This window comes from Streptosporangium sp. NPDC000239, assembly GCF_040300765.1.
Classification (GTDB): domain Bacteria; phylum Actinomycetota; class Actinomycetes; order Streptosporangiales; family Streptosporangiaceae; genus Streptosporangium.
On sequence record NZ_JBEPEI010000002.1, the window covers coordinates 592,107 to 609,813 of the forward strand.

Here is a 17,707-nt window from a genome sequence, read left to right on the forward strand (position 1 = left end):
AACCGAAAGATCCTGAGGAGATTGCCATGCCGTACTTCGAGACCGCCGACGGCACCCGTCTCGCCTACGAGGACTACGGCACCGGCAAGCCGATCGTGTTCGTGGCCAGCTGGGCGCTGGGCGCCGACATGTGGGAGTACCAGGTGCCGTTCTTCGTCGAGCAGGGCTACCGGTGCGTCCTCCTCGACAGGCGTGGGCACGGCCGCTCCGACCGTCCCTCGGGGGGATACGACATCGACACCAGGGCCGACGACCTCGCCACCCTGGTCGAGCACCTCGACCTGCGGGAGATCACCCTGGTCGGGCACTCCGCCGGTGGCGGCGAGGTGGCGCGTTACCTGGTCAGGCACGGTGAGGAGCGGGTCTCGCGGGTCGCGTTCGTCTCGGCGGTGCTGCCGTTCCTGAAGCGGACGGACGACAACCCGCAGGGCGCGCCCGAGATGCTCTGCGAGGCGGTGATCGCCCAGTTCAGGAAGGACCGGCCCAAGTGGTTCGCCCAGCGGGCGCAGGGGTTCTACGCCACCCACCTGGGCAACGACGCCTCGCCCGCGCTGGTCGACCTCACGCTGCGGCGGTGCCTGGACACCGCGCCGTGGGCGACGATCGAGGTGTGGCGTTCGACCTTCCACGCCGACCACCGCGAGGGCCTGCGCGCGATCACCGTCCCCACGCTGGTGGTGCACGGCACGGCCGACCAGTCCGCGATCGTGGAGATGACCGGCAGGCGCACCGCGCAGCTGGTGCCGGGCTGCGTCTACGAGGAGTACCCCACCGGCGGCCACGGCCTGTTCGCCACCCACAGCGAGCAGCTGAACAACGACATCCTTGACCTGGTCAAGGGCTGACGGGGCGTTCCGCCGGACGGCCGAGGGGAAAAACGGGAGGACGGACACGGGCAGAACGTCCGTATAATCCTGGCATGATCCGACGACATTGATGAACGACCAGAGGTCGAAACGAGAGCGGATGCCGTGGGCCACCTGGCGCCTCAGAGCACCTGGAGCCCCGTCCCATCTCGTCTCGTGGAAAGACCTCATGATCGCACTTTCTCCGCGTGCGTCGGGCACCCGCGTGAAGCGGCTGACCCGTCCCCTCTACCTCTACGCGGCCCTTGAGGACTTCGTCCTCCTCTATCCGGTCTACGCTCTGCTGTTCGCCGACCACGGCCTGTCGGTGCCCGAGATCTCCTCCTTGTTCGTCATCGGCGCCGTCTGCGGCATGCTGCTGGAGGTCCCCTCGGGCGCGTGGGCCGACGCCGTCTCCCGTCGTCTGCTGCTGTCGGTGGGGCCGCTGCTGTCCGCGGTGGGTTACGCCCTGTGGTTCCTGGTTCCGGCCTATTGGTCGTTCGCGCTCGGGTTCGTGCTCTGGAGCGCGGGTTCCTCGCTCCGCTCCGGCTCGATGGAGGCGCTCGTCTACGAGGAGCTCGACCATCTGGGTGAGGCCGGGCGCTATGCCACGGTGATGGGCAGGGTCCGTGCCGTCGGGCTCGTCGCCGTCGCGGCGGCCACCGCGGCGGCGACCCCGGTGCTGAGCGTCGGCGGGTATTTCGCCCTCGGTGTGGCCAGTGTGCTGACCTGCGTGTTGTGCGCCCTGACCGGTATGGCGCTGCCCGAGCACCGGGTGGCCTCGGCTCGGCACGAGGACGCGAGCGGGTATGTGGCCGTGCTGCGGGCGGGCCTGGGCGAGGTGCGGGACAACCGGCCGGTCCGGGGCGCCCTGCTGCTCGTCGCGGTGGTGACGGCGGTCTGGGGTGGTCTTGAGGAGTACGTCCCGCTGCTCGCGGCGGCGACCGGCGTCTCCGAGGCGACCGTGCCGTTGCTCGTGCTGATCGTCTGGGGTGGCGTCGCGGTCGGCGGCCTGCTGGCCGGGGTCGCGAACAGGATGCCGGTCAGGGCCTTCGCCGCGGTGCTCACCCTGGCCTCGCTCGTCATGGCGGCCGGGGCGCTGACGGAGCGGCCCGCCGGGCTGGTCGCGGTCGGCGCGGGCTTCTGCGTCTTCCAGCTGGCGAGCGTGATCGCCGACGCCAGGCTCCAGCGGCGGATCACCGGGCCGAGCCGGGCCACGGTGACCTCGTTCGCGGGCATCGGCATGGACGCGGGCACGGTGGTGGTCTACGGCGTCTACGCCGCTCTTTCGCCGTTCGCCGCGCATGGCGTGATCTTCGCGCTGTTCGCCGCGCCGTACCTCTGCGTCGCCGCCGCCCTCGCGTACGGCTCCGCCCCTGCCCCGCCCGCCTCGACGGGCTCCCGCTAGGCCGTCTCCCACCCGCCCGCGCCGCCCCGCGTCGTGCGTGGAGTGCCTGCCCGGTGACCGGTCACCACGCCGGCCGAAGCCCAGGGTCGCGGTGACCGGGCACGTGGCGGCCCGCCGGGTGTTCGACCAGCCCGTCGGGGGCGCGCCGCTGGAGGATCCGGCTGTTGCCCACTTCTCCCGGCGTGGGGGCCGGGAGTGCCGCCTGCCCTGAGGTGAGGGGGCGGCGGGTGCCGGCTCCCATGCCGCCGAGGACCGCCAGGATCAGGACCGTCACCCCGAGGGTGGTCCGTATCACGTTTCTCATGATTCCTCCCTCCTCATCCCGCCGAAGGTCCTCTCCTGCCCCGAAGGGCGGGAGATATCCACACGGATGAGGAGGGAGGGATCAGCCGCCGAGGGAGGCGGCCTCGGCGCGCAGCTTGGCGCCCTTGGCGTGGGCCTGGTCCCGCAGCGACTCCTGGAAGCCCTCCATCCGGACCCGCAGCGCCTCATCCGAGGCCGCCAGAATCCGTACGGCCAGCAGCCCCGCGTTGCGCGCGCCGCCGACGGCGACGGTCGCGACCGGGACACCGGCGGGCATCTGGACGATCGAGAGCAGGGAGTCCATGCCGTCGAGATACTTCAGCGGCACCGGGACACCGATCACCGGCAGCGGGGTCACCGAGGCGAGCATGCCGGGCAGGTGGGCGGCGCCCCCGGCCCCCGCGATGATCACCTTCAGGCCGCGCCCCGCCGCCTGCTTGCCGTAGGCGATCATCTCCTCGGGCATGCGGTGCGCCGAGACCACGTCGGCCTCGAAGGGGACGTCGAACTCGGCCAGCGCCTCGGCGGCCAGCCGCATCACCGGCCAGTCGGAGTCGCTGCCCATGACGATACCGACGGCGGTCATGCTCTCTCCTCGCCTCGCGGCCCGCGGCCGCGCTTACGGACGTTCACGTGTAGCGGCCCTCGGACAGGTAGACCGCGGCGTGCTGGGCGCGCGCCCTGACCTCGTCCAGGTCGGTGCCGAGGGCGGTGACGTGGCCGATCTTGCGGCCGGGCCGTACGTCCTTGCCGTAGAAGTGGATCTTGACTCCCGGGTCGTGCGCCATGACGTGCTCGTAGCGGGAGAACAGGTCCGGGTCGTCGCCGCCCAGGAGGTTGGCCATCACCACGACGGGGGCCGCCAGTGAGGGCGAGCCGAGCGGCAGGTCGAGCACCGCGCGCAGGTGCTGCTCGAACTGGGAGGTGCGGGCACCGTCGATGGTCCAGTGGCCGCTGTTGTGCGGGCGCATGGCCAGCTCGTTGACGACCAGCCCGGTGGCGGTCTCGAACATCTCGACGGCCAGCAGCCCGGTCACGCCCAGCTCGTGGGCGATCTTCAGGGCGATCCGCTGCGCCTGCGCGGCCCGCTCGGGGTCGAGCCCCGGGGCGGGGGCGAGCACCTCGACGCAGATGCCGTCACGCTGGACGGTCTCCACGACGGGGTAGCTGACACCTTGTCCGTGCGGCGACCTGGCGACCAGGACGGCCAGCTCGCGCTCGAACGGCACGAACGTCTCGGCCATCAGCGGCACCCCGCCGGCCAGCACCTCGGCGGCCTCCTCCGCCGACCGGCAGACCCACACGCCCCGCCCGTCGTAGCCACCGCGCACCGCCTTGAGCACGACCGGCCAGCCGTGCTCGGCGGCGAACTCCGTCACGTCCTCGACGGAGGCGATCCGCCGCCACGGCGGGCAGGGAGCGCCGATCGCGGTCAGCCGCTCACGCATCACCGCCTTGTCCTGGGCGTGCACCAGCGCCTCGGCACCGGGGTGTACGGCGAAGCCGTCCTCGGTCAGCGCCCGGACGTGCTCGGTCGGCACGTGCTCGTGGTCGAAGGTGATCGCGTCGCACCCCTTGGCGAAGTCACGCAGGACCGCCAGGTCGCGGTAGTCGCCGAGCCTGGTGTCGGCGATCACCCTGGCCGCGCTCTCGTCGAGGGAGTTGGCCAGCACCCGCAGCTCGACCCCGAGGGCGATGGCCGCCTGCTGGGTCATCCGGGCCAGTTGACCTGCTCCGATGACGCCGACGACGGGACCGATGGGACTGACCGGGGAAGGGCTGCTCACGTCGGTCGAGTTTACCGGCCCTCCGCACGGGAACCGGCAGGGGCATCGGCCCCGCGCCACCGGGTACGGCGTGGGGCCGGTCATGTTTTGCCCTGAGTGCCAGGTGTGACATCCCGGGCCGGAATAACGCCATACGCCTAGATTTATCGCCATAAATCCGATATTTCTTGAAACACCGTAACTGACTGCTTGCGGAACATCTGGTCAGCCGAAACACGGGACGAGCGGGTGCGCCGGTAACCTGACAGAACAACGTCCGAGGTCCTCCCAGCGACGGCCTCAGCCATCCGAAGGGACCGTGTGGGAGACGTGCTGTTTCTGCGACGCGCCTACGAGCAGCTCGTCGGCCTGATCCACGAGCTGTCCAAGTTCGGGGTCATCGGAGCCATCGCCTTCGTCATCGACACCGGCGGGCTGAACTTCATGCAGTACGTCCTGCACCAGGGGCCGCTGACCTCCAAGGTCGCCGCCACGACCGTGGCCGCCACCTTCGCCTACCTCGGCAACCGTTACTGGACCTTCAGGCACCGCGAGCAGAGCGGCCTGGCCAGGGAGTACTTCCTGTTCTTCCTGCTCAACGGGATCGGGCTGCTGATCGGGCTGCTGTGCATCGGCTTCACCCAGTACACCCTCAAACTGACCGACCCGCTGAGCTTCAACATCTCCAATCTGGTCGGTGTCGGCCTGGGGACGCTCTTCAGGTTCTGGTCCTACAAGAAGTGGGTCTTCCTGGCCGCGACCGAGGACATCCCCAGGGAGCTCCCGAACGAGAACACCCGGGTCCTCTAGGGCTCACGCGGGGCCGCTGACCACCCGGTTTCTCGTGGTGTCGTCCACCTGGCGCAGGAACAGCGCGAAGGCCGCCGGGCGAGGACGGATGAGTTCGAGACGGCCGCCGTCCGCGGCGGCCAGCGCCCGCGCCAGGGTCAGCCCGAGTCCGGTGCCCCCACCTCCGCTGACGTTCCTTTCGAAGATCCGTCCGGCGAGTTCGTCGGAGACCCCCTGCCCCTCGTCCGCGACCTCGATCACGATCGACCTGTCCTTGTCACTGGTGGTGACCGTCACGGTGCCGCCGCCGTGTTCGAGGGAGTTCTCCAGCAGCGTGGAGATCACCTGGCTGACGCCTCCGCTGGTGCCGAGCGCCTGCAGACCGCGCGTCCCGGACAGCTTCAGCTTGCGTCCCACCCTGCGGAAGGCCGGGCCCCACTCGATGAACTGCTGGTCGAGCACGTCGTCCAGAGTGACGGCGTCCGCCTGCGCCTGCCGCTGCCTTCTCGCCGCCGCCAGTAGTTCGTCGATCACCGCCGTGAGCCGCTCCGCCTGCACGATGGCCGCCTCGCCCTCCTCCTTGACGATTCCCGGCTCGTGCGCGGCCGCCACGATCTCCTCAAGTCGCATGGTCAGACCTGTGAGAGGGGTGCGGAGCTGGTGCGAGGCGTCGGTCGCGAACTCCCGTTCCCTGGCCAGCAGGTCCGAGATCCGGGTGGCGCTGCGGTCCAGCACCTCGGCGACCCGGTCGAGCTCCTGGATGCCGTAGCGGTGCTTGCTGGGTCTCGCGTCGCCGGAGCCCAGCCGCTCGGCGATCATGGCCAGGTCGCTGAGCGGCAGTGTCAGCCGGCGTGACTGCACGACCGCGAGCCCTACCGCGACCGCGAGGGCCGCGGCGGCCAGCGCCAGGATGAGCAGGAGCCATGCCCTGACCTCCCGCTCCACCTGCGTCTTGTCCCGGCTGACCGCGACGTACACGCCGTTCTCCGACTGGGCGTCCTGGGTCATCTTGCGACTGTCGGGGGGCTCGGTCCCCACCATCGTCACCTGGGGGGGAGTCCCTTTCGCATAGACTTGGATATATCGGTCGGGGTATTTGCGCTTGAGCTGCTCCGGATCGACGGGCTGGTCCTGAATCCGGGCATACTCCACCTCCCCCAGCAGGCTTTTGGCCTGGGAGGAAAGCTCCTGGGTCGCCTCTTCCTCGATCAGCCGGTTCACCGCGACGCCCAGGGGGATGCCCAGCAGCAACACCCCGATGACGGCGACAAGCAGGGTTGAGGAGAGCAGGCGGCGGCGCATTCCCTACTCGCGTTCGAAGCGGAAGCCAACCCCTCGCACGGTCGTGATGTATCGCGGCTTGGCGGCGTCGTCCCCCAGTTTGCGGCGCAGCCATGAGATGTGCATGTCCAGGGTCTTGGTCGAGCCCCACCAGTTGGTGTCCCACACCTCGCGCATGATCTGCTCGCGGGTGACCACCTTCCCGGCGTCGCGGACCAGGACGCGCAACAGGTCGAACTCCTTGGTCGTCAGGTGGAGCTCCTTGTCCCCCATCCACGCGCGACGGGAGTCGGCGTCGATGCGCACCCCCTGGACGACGGGCGTCTCAGAGGTGCCGCGCCGCAGCAGCGCGCGAACCCTGGCCAGGAGTTCGGCGAGCCGGAACGGCTTGGTGACGTAGTCGTCGGCCCCGGCGTCGAGGCCGACCACGGTGTCGACCTCGTCGACACGGGCGGTGAGGATGAGCACGGGCGTGCCGTGCCCCTCTGCGCGTATGCGTCTTGCGACTTCCAGGCCGTCCATCTCAGGAAGGCCCAGGTCAAGAACAATCAAGTCGATGCCACCCGACAGCGCCCGTTCCAGGGCCTGCGGGCCGTCGGGACTCACCTCGACTTGGTAGCCCTCCCGACGCAGCGCGCGCGCCAGTGGCTCGGAGATCGAGGTATCGTCCTCGGCGAGAAGTACACAGGTCATGTTGCGATCGTAGGACCTTAAGGGATCGTTTCCCGGGCACAGCGCGCGGTTTGACTCGTCATTGACCTATCCATTGACCTGGGCAAACACTGATAAATCCCGGATAGTCGTCCCGCAACGGCTGGAGCCTTCGCGGTAGCGCTCCCGCATCAGAACCGCCTGGAAAGGGCAGCCCCGCCGGCCGTTCCCTCAAATGTTTCCGACAAAACAGAACACGCCCTCCGAAAGGAATTCGGCGGGCGTGTTCGGACGATCAACCTCAGGAGGCCGACGGTGGCTCGGCGTAGCGAGCCAGGTAGAGCTGCTCGCCCAGGCTGCTGATCAGCCCCAGCTCCGTCTCCAGATAGTCGATGTGGTGTTCCTCGTCCTCAAGGATCTCCTCGAAGAGGCGAGCGGAGGTGGCGTCGCCCTTTTCCCGCATGAAAATGATCGCGGGCTTCAACCGGTTGACGACCTCAAGCTCGATGTTGAGGTCGGATCTCAGCTGCTCCTCGATGGTCTGGCCGATGTGCAGCGTACCGAGCCGCTGATAGTTGGGCAGGCCTTCGAGAAAGAGGATTCGATCCGTCAGTTTCTCCGCGTGGCGCATCTCGTCGATGGACTCTTCGCGGGTGTACTTCGCGAGTCTGGTGTATCCCCAGTTCTCCTGCATCTTCGCGTGCAGGAAGTACTGGTTGATCGCGGTCAGCTCTGCCGTGAGCTGTTCGTTCAGCAACTCTATGATCTTCTTGTCGCCCTGCATGGCGGGCTCCTCGGGCTAAGCGGTCGGCAACAAGTCTTCAGACCGCTTCAGGATCGCACAGATCTTCCGCACGCAGGAGGCGCAGTCACCACCCGCACCGGTCCGGTCACGAACCTGGCGCGCGCTGCGGGCTCCCGACGCTATGCAGTCATGCACCTCGTTTTCGGTGACAGCGCGGCAGACGCAGACATACACGGCGGGAAAAGGCCTTTCTCAGGTGCACTACAAACTAGGTAAGGCATACCTAACATAACGCATTCAGTAAGGCTTTCCTATGTGATGTAGACCACACGAAGAACATTTCCCCGCCGCGCGTGTCCCGGCGCGTCAGACGATCAGTGCCCCCTCGCGATCCACTCCTGGAGATGCGGGGCCTCCGCGCCGATCGTGGTCGACTCGCCGTGGCCGGTCTCGACCACCGTCTCGCCCGGCAGGGTGAGCAGCCTCTCCCCGATCGACCCGATGATCGTCTCGAAGGAGGAGAAGGACCTGCCCGTCGCCCCGGGGCCGCCGTTGAACAGCGTGTCGCCGGTGAAGACCACGCCCAGTTCGGGCGCGTGCAGGCACACCGCGCCCGGCGTGTGGCCGGGGGTGTGCAGCACGGTCAGCTCGACGCCGCCCGCGGTGATCACCTGCCCGTCCCCGAGCGGCGTGTACGGCAGGTCCGGGTAGACCATCTCCCACAGGACCTGGTCCGCCGGGTGGAGCATGATCGGCGCGCCGACCCGGGCGGCCAGGTCGGCCGCCGCGTCGATGTGGTCGTTGTGCGCGTGGGTGCAGACGATCGCCCTGACCTCCCGGTCGCCGATCCGCCCGGCGATGGCCGCCGCGTCGTGCGCGGCGTCGACCACCACGACCTCGCGCTCGGAACCGACCAGCCAGACGTTGTTGTCCACCTCCCACGTCCCGCCGTCCAGCGAGAACGTCCCCGAGGTGACGACCCGGTCGATCACAGGACCACCACCGAGCGCAGCACCTCGCCGCGGTGCATCTTGGCGAAGGCCTCCTCGACGTCACCGAGGCCGATCGTCTCGGAGACGAAACCGTCCAGGTTCAGCCGTCCCTGGAGGTAGAGGTCGATGAGCATGGGGAAGTCACGGCTGGGCAGGCAGTCGCCGTACCAGGAGGACTTCAGCGCCCCGCCCCTGCCGAAGACGTCGAGCAGCGGCAGCTCGATCGTCATCTCCGGGGTCGGGACGCCCACGAGGACCACGGTCCCGGCCAGGTCGCGGGCGTAGAAGGCCTGCCGGTAGGTCTCGGGACGGCCGACCGCCTCGATCACCACGTCCGCGCCGTTGCCGCCGGTGAGCTCCTTGATCGTCTCGACCGGGTCACTCTCGCGGGAGTTGACGGTGTGGGTCGCGCCGAACTCCTTGGCCCAGGCGAGCTTGCGGTCGTCGATGTCCACCGCGATGATCTTCGTCGCGCCCGCCAGGTGGGCACCGTGCACGGCGGCGCCGCCGACTCCGCCGACGCCGATGACGGCCACGCTGTCGCCCCTGGTCACGCCGCCGGTGTTGATCGCGGCGCCGATGCCCGCCATCACACCGCAGCCGAGCAGCCCGGCGGCCGTCGCCGGGGCCGCCGGGTCGACCTTGGTGCACTGCCCGGCGGCGACCAGGGTCTTCTCGGCGAAGGCGCCGATGCCCAGGGCCGGGCTGAGCGGCGTGCCGTCCTCAAGGGTCATCGGCTGGGTGGCGTTGTGGGTGCTGAAGCAGTACCACGGACGGCCCCGGCGACAGGCGCGGCACTGCCCGCAGACCGCCCGCCAGTTCAGGATCACGTAGTCGCCGGGCGCGACGTCGGTGACACCCTCACCGACGGCCTCGACCACCCCGGCGGCCTCGTGGCCGAGCAGGAACGGGAACTCGTCGTTGATCCCGCCCTCGCGGTAGTGCAGGTCGGTGTGGCACACCCCGCACGCCTGGACGTTCACCACCGCCTCACCCGGACCCGGGTCCGGCACGTGGACGGTCTCCAGGGAGACGGGCTCCCCCTTGCCTCGCGCGACCACGCCCTGCACGGTGTACGGCATGTCTGCACCTCGTCCTTGATCGTCTGGCATCGTGGCGGTGCCTCACCGGGCACCCCGGTGTCCATGCTTACCAGGCCGGACCGGGCTCCCGTCAGGCCCTTCTGAGCACGTACGGCTGGACCATGCCGAGTCCGCGCGCGGGACGGCGGCGCATGCGCTGGACCGTGACCCCCTCCGCCCCCTCGACGGCCTCGGCCAGCTCGCCGTCGGCGATGATCGTGCCGGGACGGGCGATGGCCGTCAGCCGCGCGGCCAGGTTGACCGTGGTCCCGAAGACGTCGCCCATCATCGGCACCACGGGGCCGTAGGCGAGCCCGACGCGTACCTCGGGGCCGTAGTCGCGGATCGCCTCGACCAGGCCGAGCGCGATCCCCGCGGCCGTCCGCGGCTCCGCGGCGGTGAACAGCACCTCGTCCCCGAGCGTCTTGACCAGCCGCCCGCCGTACGTGGCGACCACGTCGGCGGCGCGCGACTCGAACCCCTCGACCAGGTCGGCCAGGCCGTTCTCGTCCAGTTCGCGGGAGAGCTGGGTGAAGGAGACCAGGTCGGCGAAGCCGACCGCGAGGGTCAGCCGGTTCGGCACGATCTCCTCGCTGAGGTCGGTCGTGGCGAGCAGGCGGGTCCCGGCCGCGGCGAGCTGGGCCCGCCAGACGTGGACCAGCACCTGCTCGAAGTCGGGCAACAGCCTGCGGGAGGCCTCCAGGACCGCGGCGAGGTCGGCGTCGCTCGGCCGTCCCTGCCCGTCGAGCACGGCGCCGACCATGATCTCGGCCTGCCACTGCGCCAGCCTGGCGGTCGTCTGGCCGATCGCCCTGGTCATCCTGATGACGGCCCGCTCGTCCAGCGGGCCGTCCTCCAGCATCGCCCTGACCCGGCCGAGCGCGGCCACGTCGGCGTCGGTGAAGGCGACCGCGTCGTCGGCCAGCGTGGCGAAGCCGAGCGCTCGCCAGATCCGTTCGGTGAGTTCCTGCGGCAGCCGCGCCAGCTCGGCGACCTCGACCCGGGTGTAGCGGGGCGAGGTGCCGACGAACAGGCGCTCGATCTGCTCGGCCGTCGGACGTTGCGCCACGTTCCTCTTCGCCGTCCCCTCCGTCGTGCTCAGGCTTCCGCCCAGGAGGTTACGCCACCGCCCGCACTCTCCGGGTCAGACCGGCGAGCTCCTATTTGAGCGCACCGGCCGTCATCCCCGCCTGGACCCTGCCCTGCAGGAGGGCGTAGACGATCAGGATCGGCGCCATGGCGATCGTGAGGCCCGCGAAGAGGCCCGAGCGGTCACCGGCGTAGCCCTGTTCGACCGCCAGGTTGGCCAGTCCCTGTGACAGCACGAACTTGCTGTCGTCGCTGACGAGGACGAGCGGGATGAGGTACTGGTTCCACTGGCCGATGAAGTTGAAGATCCCGACGCTGATGAGTCCCGGTTTGGCCATCGGCAGCATGACCCTGAAGAAGGTCGCGATCTCCCCGCAGCCGTCGAGTGTGGCGGCCTCGGCGATCTCCCCCGGCAGCGTGCGGAAGAAGGCCACCAGGAAGAACATGGAGAAGGGCAGCGAGTAGGCCGTGTAGACCAGGATGAGACCGGGCAGCGAGTCGCCGAGCCCCAGGTTCTGGACCACGAAGAACAGCGGGACGAGCGCCATGAAGACCGGGAAGGTCATCCCGGCGACGAAGAAGTAGTAGAGCACTCCCTTGAGACGGAACTCGAAGCGGGCGAACACGTAGGCGGCCATGGCCGACAGCAGGAGCGTCAGCGTGACGCCGCCGCCGACCACGATGACGGTGTTGCCGAAGTACGTCCCGATGGAGGCGCTGTCCCAGGCCCGGGCGAAGTTCTCCCAGCGCAGGGCCGCGGGCAGCGACCACGGGTCGGCGACGATCTCGGGATCCGACTTGAGGGAGCTGACGACGGCCCACAGCAGCGGCGCGGTCGAGATCACGGCCCACAGGACCAGGAACACCTGGGCGACGGCGATCGTGGGGCCGGACGACCTTCGCGGGCCCGTGGCGGTGGCCATCAGAACTCGATCCTCTCTCTACGGGTCGCCCGGAGCGTGAAGGCGGACAGGGCGAGGGTGACGGCGAAGAGCACGACGCCCATCGCGGAGGCGTAGCCGAAACGGCCGTAGGAGAACGCGTTCTGGTAGAGGTAGAACGAGGCGACCTGGGTCGAGTCGTTCGGCCCGCCGGCGGTCATGATCTGCACCACGGCGAAGGCGTCCAGTGCGGCGATTCCCAGATAGACCGTCGCCGTCCGGACGTTCTCCCAGATCAGCGGGATCGTGATGCGGAAGAAGATCTGGGTTCTCGACGCGCCGTCGAGCACCGCTGCCTCAAGCAGCGAGGCCGGGATGGCCTTGATGCCCGCGGTGAAGAGCACGACGTAGAAGCCGACGCCGTTCCAGACCAGTACGGCGAGCACGGCCCAGAAGGCGAGCCGTTCGTCACCGAGCCACGACGGCTGGACCTGTTCGAGGCCGACGGCGCGCAGCGCGCCGTTGAGCAGGCCGTTGATGGGGTTGTAGATGTTCGTCCACAGCACACCGATGATCGCGATCGACAGGATGTACGGGAAGAAGTAGACGACCCGGTAGAACCCGGCGCCCCACACGCCCCGGATCTCTCCGCTGCGGGGCCCGCCCGCGGCGTTGAGCATGAAGGCGAGGAACAGCGCCAGTCCTATGGTGACCACGGGCAGGGTCACCAGCAGGATCAGGTTGTTGAGCAGTGCCTTCCAGAACACCGGGTCACCGGACAGTTCGGCGAAGTTGGCCAGGCCGACGAGGTCCACCTCGGCTGACAGGCCCCGCCAGTCGGTGAGGGCGATGTAGAACGCCTGCACGTATGGCGAGGCCACGAACACCGTGTACAGGACGACGGGCGCGGCGAGGAAGCCGACGATGACACGGCTCTGGTGCCGGTTGCGCATGGGGTGCTCGTCCTAGCCGCGGGCCGCGTCGGTGAGGCGCTGAGCCTCCTTGGCGAGCTGGTCCGCCTTCACGTCACCGTTCATGAAGCGTCCCATCACCTTGGCGATGTCGCCCCACAGCCGGCTGTCACGGGTGTCGAGGGTGACGCCGAAGACGTTGTCGCCCGCCTCGGCCAGCGCGGCGTCGATCGACACGAGACCGTGCTTGGCGTCCTTGGGCAGCTTCGCCCTGCGGTTGGAGGACAGGGTGCCCGCCTGGGCGATGAAGTTCGCGGCGCTCTCGTCGGAGAGCATCGCCCGCAGGAACTCCAGGCCGCCCGCGGTGTTCTTCGCCGAGCGCGGGACGATGTACGGCTCGCCCGCCTTGGCGCACAGGGCCCCGAAGGGCCGGTCGTCGTTCGCGGTGATCGACGGGACGCGGCAGATCGACATGTCGAAGCCCGCCGGGACGCTGTCGCCCATCTCCTTCTCCAGCCAGGAGCCGCCCGGGACGAAACCGGCCTTGCCCAGCAGGAACTGCATCTGCGCGTCGGTGTGGTTCAGCCCGGAGCTTCCCTTGAGCACCCAGCCGTTGGCGGGGATCGCCTCGAAGGCCTTCAGGGCGGCGACGGCCCGCTCGTCGGTCCAGGCGTCCTTCTCAAGGTTGTTGATCTTGTCGATGACCTCCTTGCCGGCCACCTTGTAGATCATCGAGGCCAGCCACCAGAACATGTAGTACGGGAACTGGCCGGGGTAGGTCCACGGGGCGATGCCCGCCGTGGCCATCTTGTCGCACAACGTGAGGTACTCGTCCCACGTCTGGGGGTAGGTCCACCCCTTCTCCTTGAACAGCGCGGAGCTGTACCACGCGCCGTAGGCGCCGTAGGAGTAGTTCAGGACCGTGAACTGGCCGCCGTGCGTACCCACCTCGACCACACCGGGGCGCAGGGTGTCGCGCACCTTGGCCGCTGGATCGCTCCACGAGGGGGCGTCCAGCAGCGGAAGGAGGGGCAGCAGTGCCTCGTCCTTGACGAGCGCGCCGTAGTCGATGGCGTTGGAGCCGGAGTTGTTCACCACGTCCGGCGGGTTTCCGGCGACGAAGCGCGGCTGGAGGGACTGCTGGATCTGCTGGGTCGCCGTCTGGGTGATCTTGGCCTTGGGATGCTTGCCCTGGTACAGCTCGACGGGCAGCTTGATGTAGGTCTGGCCGTAGCCGCCGTCGAAGACGACGACCTCGATGGGCGCGCCCTGGGCCACCCCGAACGGGTTGCCCGCGGCCGCGGCCCCGGTCGGAGTGGCGGCCGGGGCGGCGCTCTGCCGGGTGCCGCCGGTGGCACAGCCGGCCAGCGCGCCCGCGACAGGGGAGAGGGCGAGGAGCGCCAGAACCGAGCGACGGGTCGGCTGGAGCGGAGACGGACGGTCGTTCATGAGATGTACCTCCACAGGATCCTGAGCTTTTGACGATCCTGAGTAAGGTAAGCTACCTTACTAACATGGCTACAGCAACCGGCAATCCTCAGAGCCCGCCATGGAACACCTTCGACCAGGCCTTCGACAGCCAGCCCGAGGCGCTGACGCGGCTCGCCACGACGCTGCCGGACCTGCTCCGCCGCCACACCGCGCCACAGACGCGGCGCCTGGTCGTGTTCGGGATCGGGGCGAGCCGTGCCGCGGCCCACGTGCTGACGGCGGGGCTCACCGCGCGGGGGGTCTCGTGCGAGTTGCTGACCGGGGCCGACTTCACCGCCGAGCACGTGCGGCCGGAGACGACGTACCTGGGGATCTCCCAGTCGGGGCGCAGCGTCGAGATCGTGCGGGCGCTGTCGGTGGCTCCCGCCGAGTCGCGCATGAGCGTCGTCAACCGGGTGCCCTCGCCGGTGGCCGACCTGACGCCGCGGCACCTGTGGCTGGGCGACGTCGCGGACTCCCGGGTCTCGACCGTCGGCTACACCGCCACCGCTCTGGCCCTGGCCCTGCTGGCCGAGCACCTCACCGGCGGTGTCGACGAGGAGCGCTGGCGCTCCTTCGGCGGACGGCTGGCCACGGTGACGCGGTGGCGCGGGGCCGCGAGCCGGATGGCGGCCGACCTGCTGGCCGCAGGCCACGTCGACCTGGTCTCCTCAGGGGCGGGGCTGGCCGCGGCCGAGGGGGGTTCGCTGCTGTTCCGTGAGGGCCTCACGATCCCCGCCTCCGCCTTCGACACCCGGTCCTACCTGCACGGCTTCATGGACAGCGCCAAGCCGGGCACCGTCCACCTGATCGTGAACCGCGGGTCGGAGGCACTGCTCGCCCGGCAGCTGGCCGACCACGGTTCCACCGTCCACCTCATCGGAGCCGACCCGATCGAGTACGGCGGAGGCGGCCCCCTGCACCAGATCCACCTGCCGGGGCTGTCCGACGCCGAGCTGTCCATCGCGGCGAGCGTGATCTTCCAGATGGTCGTCCAGGAGGCCTGCGCGACCACCGGCCGCCACCCCGAGGACCCGGTGTTCACCCGCCTCGACACGAAGGTCGTGACGGCCGCGTGAGCACGGTCGACCGGCCGCGTCGCGGCGTCGCGGGCCTCGACATCGGCGGCTCGTACCTGAGGGTCCGCGTCGAGGACGCGGTCACCGGCGAACCGCTCGTCACGGAGACCAGGTCGAACACGGGCTGGAACGACCTGTCGCCCGTGGAGCGGGCCCGGCTGGTCCACGGCGCGCTGCGCCGGGTCACCCCCGGGGGTTACATCCTGGCCGCGGTCGGCGTCGGGGCGCGCGGATGTGACTCCGAGGCGCTGACCAGGGAGCTTGAGGCCGCGGTCGCCGCCGAGTTCGGTCCCGGCGTGGCCGTGCGGGTCTGCAACGACGCCCTGCTTGTCGGCCTGGCCGGGGGGTGGGAGCACGCGCTCTCGGTGATCGCCGGAACCGGCGCGGTGGTCGGCGGGCTGACCGCCGACGGGGTCACGGTGCTCACCGACGGCTGGGGCTGGCTGCTCGGCGACCACGGGAGCGCGCCGCGCATCGTGGTCGACGCGCTCCGGCTCTACACCGCGGGCCTGGACCGTGAGGAGAGCGACCCGGTGTTCGGCCGGTTCGTGGCCGGGGCGCTCGGCGTCACCGAGGACCGCAGGCTCCCCGGGGCCGTGCGACGCGCCCGGGAGACCCTCGGAGATCTCGCGCCGGGCGTCTTCGAGTGCGCCGAGGCCGGTTCGCCCTGCGCCCGGCAGGCCATAACCGACAACGCCTGGCGGCTCGCGGGCAACGTCGTGACGGCGCTGCGCCTCGGTGTCCGGGCCGACGCCGTCGTCGGCGCCGGTGCGATCATGGTCAAGCAGCCCTCCTTCCGGGCCGCGTTCGCCTCCGGGCTGGTCGCCCAGGAGGTGACGCTGCCGCTGTCGGTTCTCGACACGGAGCCGGTCTTCGGGGCCGTCCGGCTCGCCAAACTGGCCCTGCGCAACGCTGCTTCATGCAACGATGAGGAACAACTGACATGACATCCCATCTGCGTCATCTCGCCCTTGGCACCGTACTGCCCGCGTTCGAGGGGACCACGGCCCCGCAGTGGCTGCTCGACCTGCTGCGGGAGGGACTGGGCGGCGTCATCCTGTTCGGCCGCAACATCGTCTCCCCGCCCCAGGTCGCGGCGCTGGTACGGCAGATCCTGGACGCGCGCCCCGACGCCGTCGTGGGGATCGACGAGGAGGGCGGCGACGTCACCCGGATCCACCACGACAGCGGCAGCCCCTACCCCGGCAACCGCGTGCTGAGCGAGAACGACGACCTCGACGCCACCAGGGCGGTCGGCAGGGGCATCGGCGCCGAGCTGCGCGACCTCGGCGTCAACTTCAACCTCGCGCCCATCGGCGACTACGTGACCAGCCCGACCAGCCCGATCACCACCCGCTCGTACGGCCGTACGCCGCAGGCCAACGCCGAACACGCCGCGGCCTGGATCGAGGGCCTGCAGAGCGCGGGCGTGGCGGCCTGCCTGAAGCACTATCCGGGGCTCGGCGGATCCCTGCTCGACTCGCACCTCTCGCTCGGCCGGGTCACCGCCGAACGCGCCGACTTCGAGTCGCAGCACCTGCGGACCTTCGTACGGGCCGCGGGCGCGAACGTGGCGAGCATGATGACCGCCCACGTCGTGATTGACTGTCTCGACCCCGGTGTCCCCACCACCCTGAGCGAGACTGTGATCGGCGACCTGCTCCGCGACGAGATCGGCTACGACGGCGTCGTCATCTCCGACGCGCTGGAGATGCGCGGCGTCCTCGACCACGCCTCGTCGCTGCCCGCCGCCGCGGTCGGCGCGCTGCGCGCCGGTGTCGACGCGCTGTGCCTGGGCGCCGAGCAGTACGAGGAGGCGACCCGGGCCGTCGTCGAGGCGATCGTCGCCGCGGCGGAGTCCGGCGCGCTGCCCGTCGAGCGGCTGGAGGAGGCCAACCGGCGGATCCAGGCGATGGCCCGCGCCTACCCCGGCACGCCGGACGCGCCGGGCGCGACCGACACGACGGCCGAGCGTTCCATCGCCCTTGAGGCCGCGTGGGGGGCGACCGTCCGCGAGGGTGACGTCTCGATCGCCGGGGGCGCCGTGCACGTCCTGACCTTCGACGACCGGACCTCCATCGCGGCGGGACCCGTCCCGTGGGGCATCGGGCCTGAGCTGCGCGCGGCCGGCGTCCCGTTCCACGACCTGGTCCTGAGCCCGCCGATCCACGACCTTCCCGACCTGTCCGGTGTCGCGCCGTCCGACGTGGTGGTCGCGGTGGTCCGGGACCTGCCGCTGCACCCCCGCAGCGCGGAGGTCTTCGAGAGGCTGCGGGCCCCGCGCCTGGTCGTCGTCGACATGGGATACCCGGGGACGGAGTACCCCCACGCCACCGGCGTGATCCGAACCTTCGGCGCGTCCAGGGCGAGCTCGGCCGCCGCAGTACGCGCCCTGACCGAGACGGTGTGACCTCG

General features: G+C 69.9%; 19 protein-coding genes. 6 read left to right on the plus strand and 13 right to left on the minus strand.

The genetic code is table 11. The features are described from left to right. Positions 1-26: 26 nt before the first annotated feature. Both ABT340_RS08195 and ABT340_RS08200 read left to right on the plus strand, forming a co-directional pair. Positions 27-845, plus strand: coding sequence for an alpha/beta fold hydrolase (locus ABT340_RS08195; protein WP_352009971.1), 819 nt, complete (start codon positions 27-29; stop codon positions 843-845). Positions 846-1,035: 190 nt separating this feature from the next. Next, positions 1,036-2,253 carry an MFS transporter gene (locus ABT340_RS08200; RefSeq protein WP_352009972.1) on the plus strand — a complete coding sequence of 406 codons (1,218 nt, stop codon included), beginning with the start codon at positions 1,036-1,038 and terminating at the stop codon, positions 2,251-2,253. Between the two features lie 61 nt (positions 2,254-2,314). Here ABT340_RS08200 and ABT340_RS08205 read toward each other — a convergent pair whose 3' ends face one another. From ABT340_RS08205 to ABT340_RS08215, 3 genes are all read right to left on the minus strand, one after another. Then, entirely contained in the window at positions 2,315-2,557 is a 243-nt protein-coding gene (locus tag ABT340_RS08205; RefSeq protein WP_352009973.1) for a hypothetical protein, read from the minus strand. A gap of 81 nt (positions 2,558-2,638) precedes the next feature. Next, positions 2,639-3,142, minus strand: coding sequence for a 5-(carboxyamino)imidazole ribonucleotide mutase (purE, locus tag ABT340_RS08210; protein ID WP_352009974.1), 504 nt, complete (start codon positions 3,140-3,142; stop codon positions 2,639-2,641). Between the two features lie 43 nt (positions 3,143-3,185). Then, positions 3,186-4,271, minus strand: coding sequence for a 5-(carboxyamino)imidazole ribonucleotide synthase (locus ABT340_RS08215; protein WP_352010174.1), 1,086 nt, complete (start codon positions 4,269-4,271; stop codon positions 3,186-3,188). A 381-nt stretch (positions 4,272-4,652) separates the two neighbouring features. Here ABT340_RS08215 and ABT340_RS08220 point away from each other — a divergent pair, with 381 nt between their 5' ends. Further along, on the plus strand, positions 4,653-5,132 hold the full coding sequence (locus ABT340_RS08220; RefSeq protein ID WP_352009975.1) for a GtrA family protein: 480 nt from the start codon (positions 4,653-4,655) through the stop codon (positions 5,130-5,132). Positions 5,133-5,135: 3 nt separating this feature from the next. On the opposite strand, the gene ABT340_RS08225 is transcribed toward ABT340_RS08220, so the two are convergent. The 10 genes from ABT340_RS08225 to ngcE all read right to left on the minus strand — a co-directional run bounded on the left by ABT340_RS08225 (position 5,136) and on the right by ngcE (position 14,192). Next, positions 5,136-6,413 (minus strand): ATP-binding protein, encoded by a 1,278-nt coding sequence (locus ABT340_RS08225; protein WP_352009976.1) that lies wholly within the window; start codon positions 6,411-6,413, stop codon positions 5,136-5,138. Between the two features lie 3 nt (positions 6,414-6,416). After that, positions 6,417-7,085, minus strand: a complete 669-nt coding sequence (locus ABT340_RS08230; protein ID WP_012888073.1) for a response regulator transcription factor — start codon at positions 7,083-7,085, stop codon at positions 6,417-6,419. A gap of 259 nt (positions 7,086-7,344) precedes the next feature. Next, the gene (bfr, locus tag ABT340_RS08235) at positions 7,345-7,827 is read right to left on the minus strand and encodes a bacterioferritin (protein WP_352009977.1); all 483 of its coding nucleotides are present in this window, start codon (positions 7,825-7,827) and stop codon (positions 7,345-7,347) included. A gap of 15 nt (positions 7,828-7,842) precedes the next feature. Beyond that, positions 7,843-8,022, minus strand: coding sequence for a (2Fe-2S)-binding protein (locus ABT340_RS08240; RefSeq protein ID WP_352009978.1), 180 nt, complete (start codon positions 8,020-8,022; stop codon positions 7,843-7,845). A 140-nt stretch (positions 8,023-8,162) separates the two neighbouring features. After that, positions 8,163-8,780 (minus strand): MBL fold metallo-hydrolase, encoded by a 618-nt coding sequence (locus ABT340_RS08245; protein WP_352009979.1) that lies wholly within the window; start codon positions 8,778-8,780, stop codon positions 8,163-8,165. After that, entirely contained in the window at positions 8,777-9,862 is a 1,086-nt protein-coding gene (locus ABT340_RS08250; RefSeq protein ID WP_352009980.1) for an S-(hydroxymethyl)mycothiol dehydrogenase, read from the minus strand. Before ABT340_RS08250 ends, ABT340_RS08245 begins: the two co-directional genes overlap by 4 nt. Before the next feature lie 91 nt (positions 9,863-9,953). Further along, a complete protein-coding gene (locus ABT340_RS08255) occupies positions 9,954-10,931 on the minus strand; it encodes an adenylate/guanylate cyclase domain-containing protein (RefSeq protein ID WP_352009981.1) in 978 nt (325 codons plus the stop codon). 91 nt (positions 10,932-11,022) lie between these two features. Continuing rightward, complete coding sequence (locus tag ABT340_RS08260) at positions 11,023-11,874, minus strand: carbohydrate ABC transporter permease (RefSeq protein ID WP_352009982.1); 852 nt, start codon at positions 11,872-11,874, stop codon at positions 11,023-11,025. After that, complete coding sequence (locus ABT340_RS08265) at positions 11,874-12,785, minus strand: carbohydrate ABC transporter permease (protein WP_352009983.1); 912 nt, start codon at positions 12,783-12,785, stop codon at positions 11,874-11,876. Before ABT340_RS08265 ends, ABT340_RS08260 begins: the two co-directional genes overlap by 1 nt. Before the next feature lie 12 nt (positions 12,786-12,797). Further along, positions 12,798-14,192 (minus strand): N-acetylglucosamine/diacetylchitobiose ABC transporter substrate-binding protein, encoded by a 1,395-nt coding sequence (gene ngcE / locus ABT340_RS08270; RefSeq protein WP_352009984.1) that lies wholly within the window; start codon positions 14,190-14,192, stop codon positions 12,798-12,800. Between the two features lie 65 nt (positions 14,193-14,257). Between ngcE and ABT340_RS08275 the strand changes: the two genes are divergently transcribed. Genes ABT340_RS08275 through ABT340_RS08285 form a run of 3 tightly spaced genes read left to right on the plus strand, consistent with a single transcriptional unit; the run spans position 14,258 to position 17,702 of the window. Further along, positions 14,258-15,292, plus strand: a complete 1,035-nt coding sequence (locus ABT340_RS08275; RefSeq protein ID WP_352009985.1) for a hypothetical protein — start codon at positions 14,258-14,260, stop codon at positions 15,290-15,292. Then, positions 15,289-16,239 carry a BadF/BadG/BcrA/BcrD ATPase family protein gene (locus ABT340_RS08280; protein WP_352009986.1) on the plus strand — a complete coding sequence of 317 codons (951 nt, stop codon included), beginning with the start codon at positions 15,289-15,291 and terminating at the stop codon, positions 16,237-16,239. Before ABT340_RS08275 ends, ABT340_RS08280 begins: the two co-directional genes overlap by 4 nt. Further along, positions 16,236-17,702: a glycoside hydrolase family 3 protein gene (locus ABT340_RS08285; protein WP_352009987.1), complete on the plus strand. Its 1,467-nt coding sequence runs from the start codon at positions 16,236-16,238 to the stop codon at positions 17,700-17,702. Before ABT340_RS08280 ends, ABT340_RS08285 begins: the two co-directional genes overlap by 4 nt. Positions 17,703-17,707 lie beyond the last annotated feature (5 nt).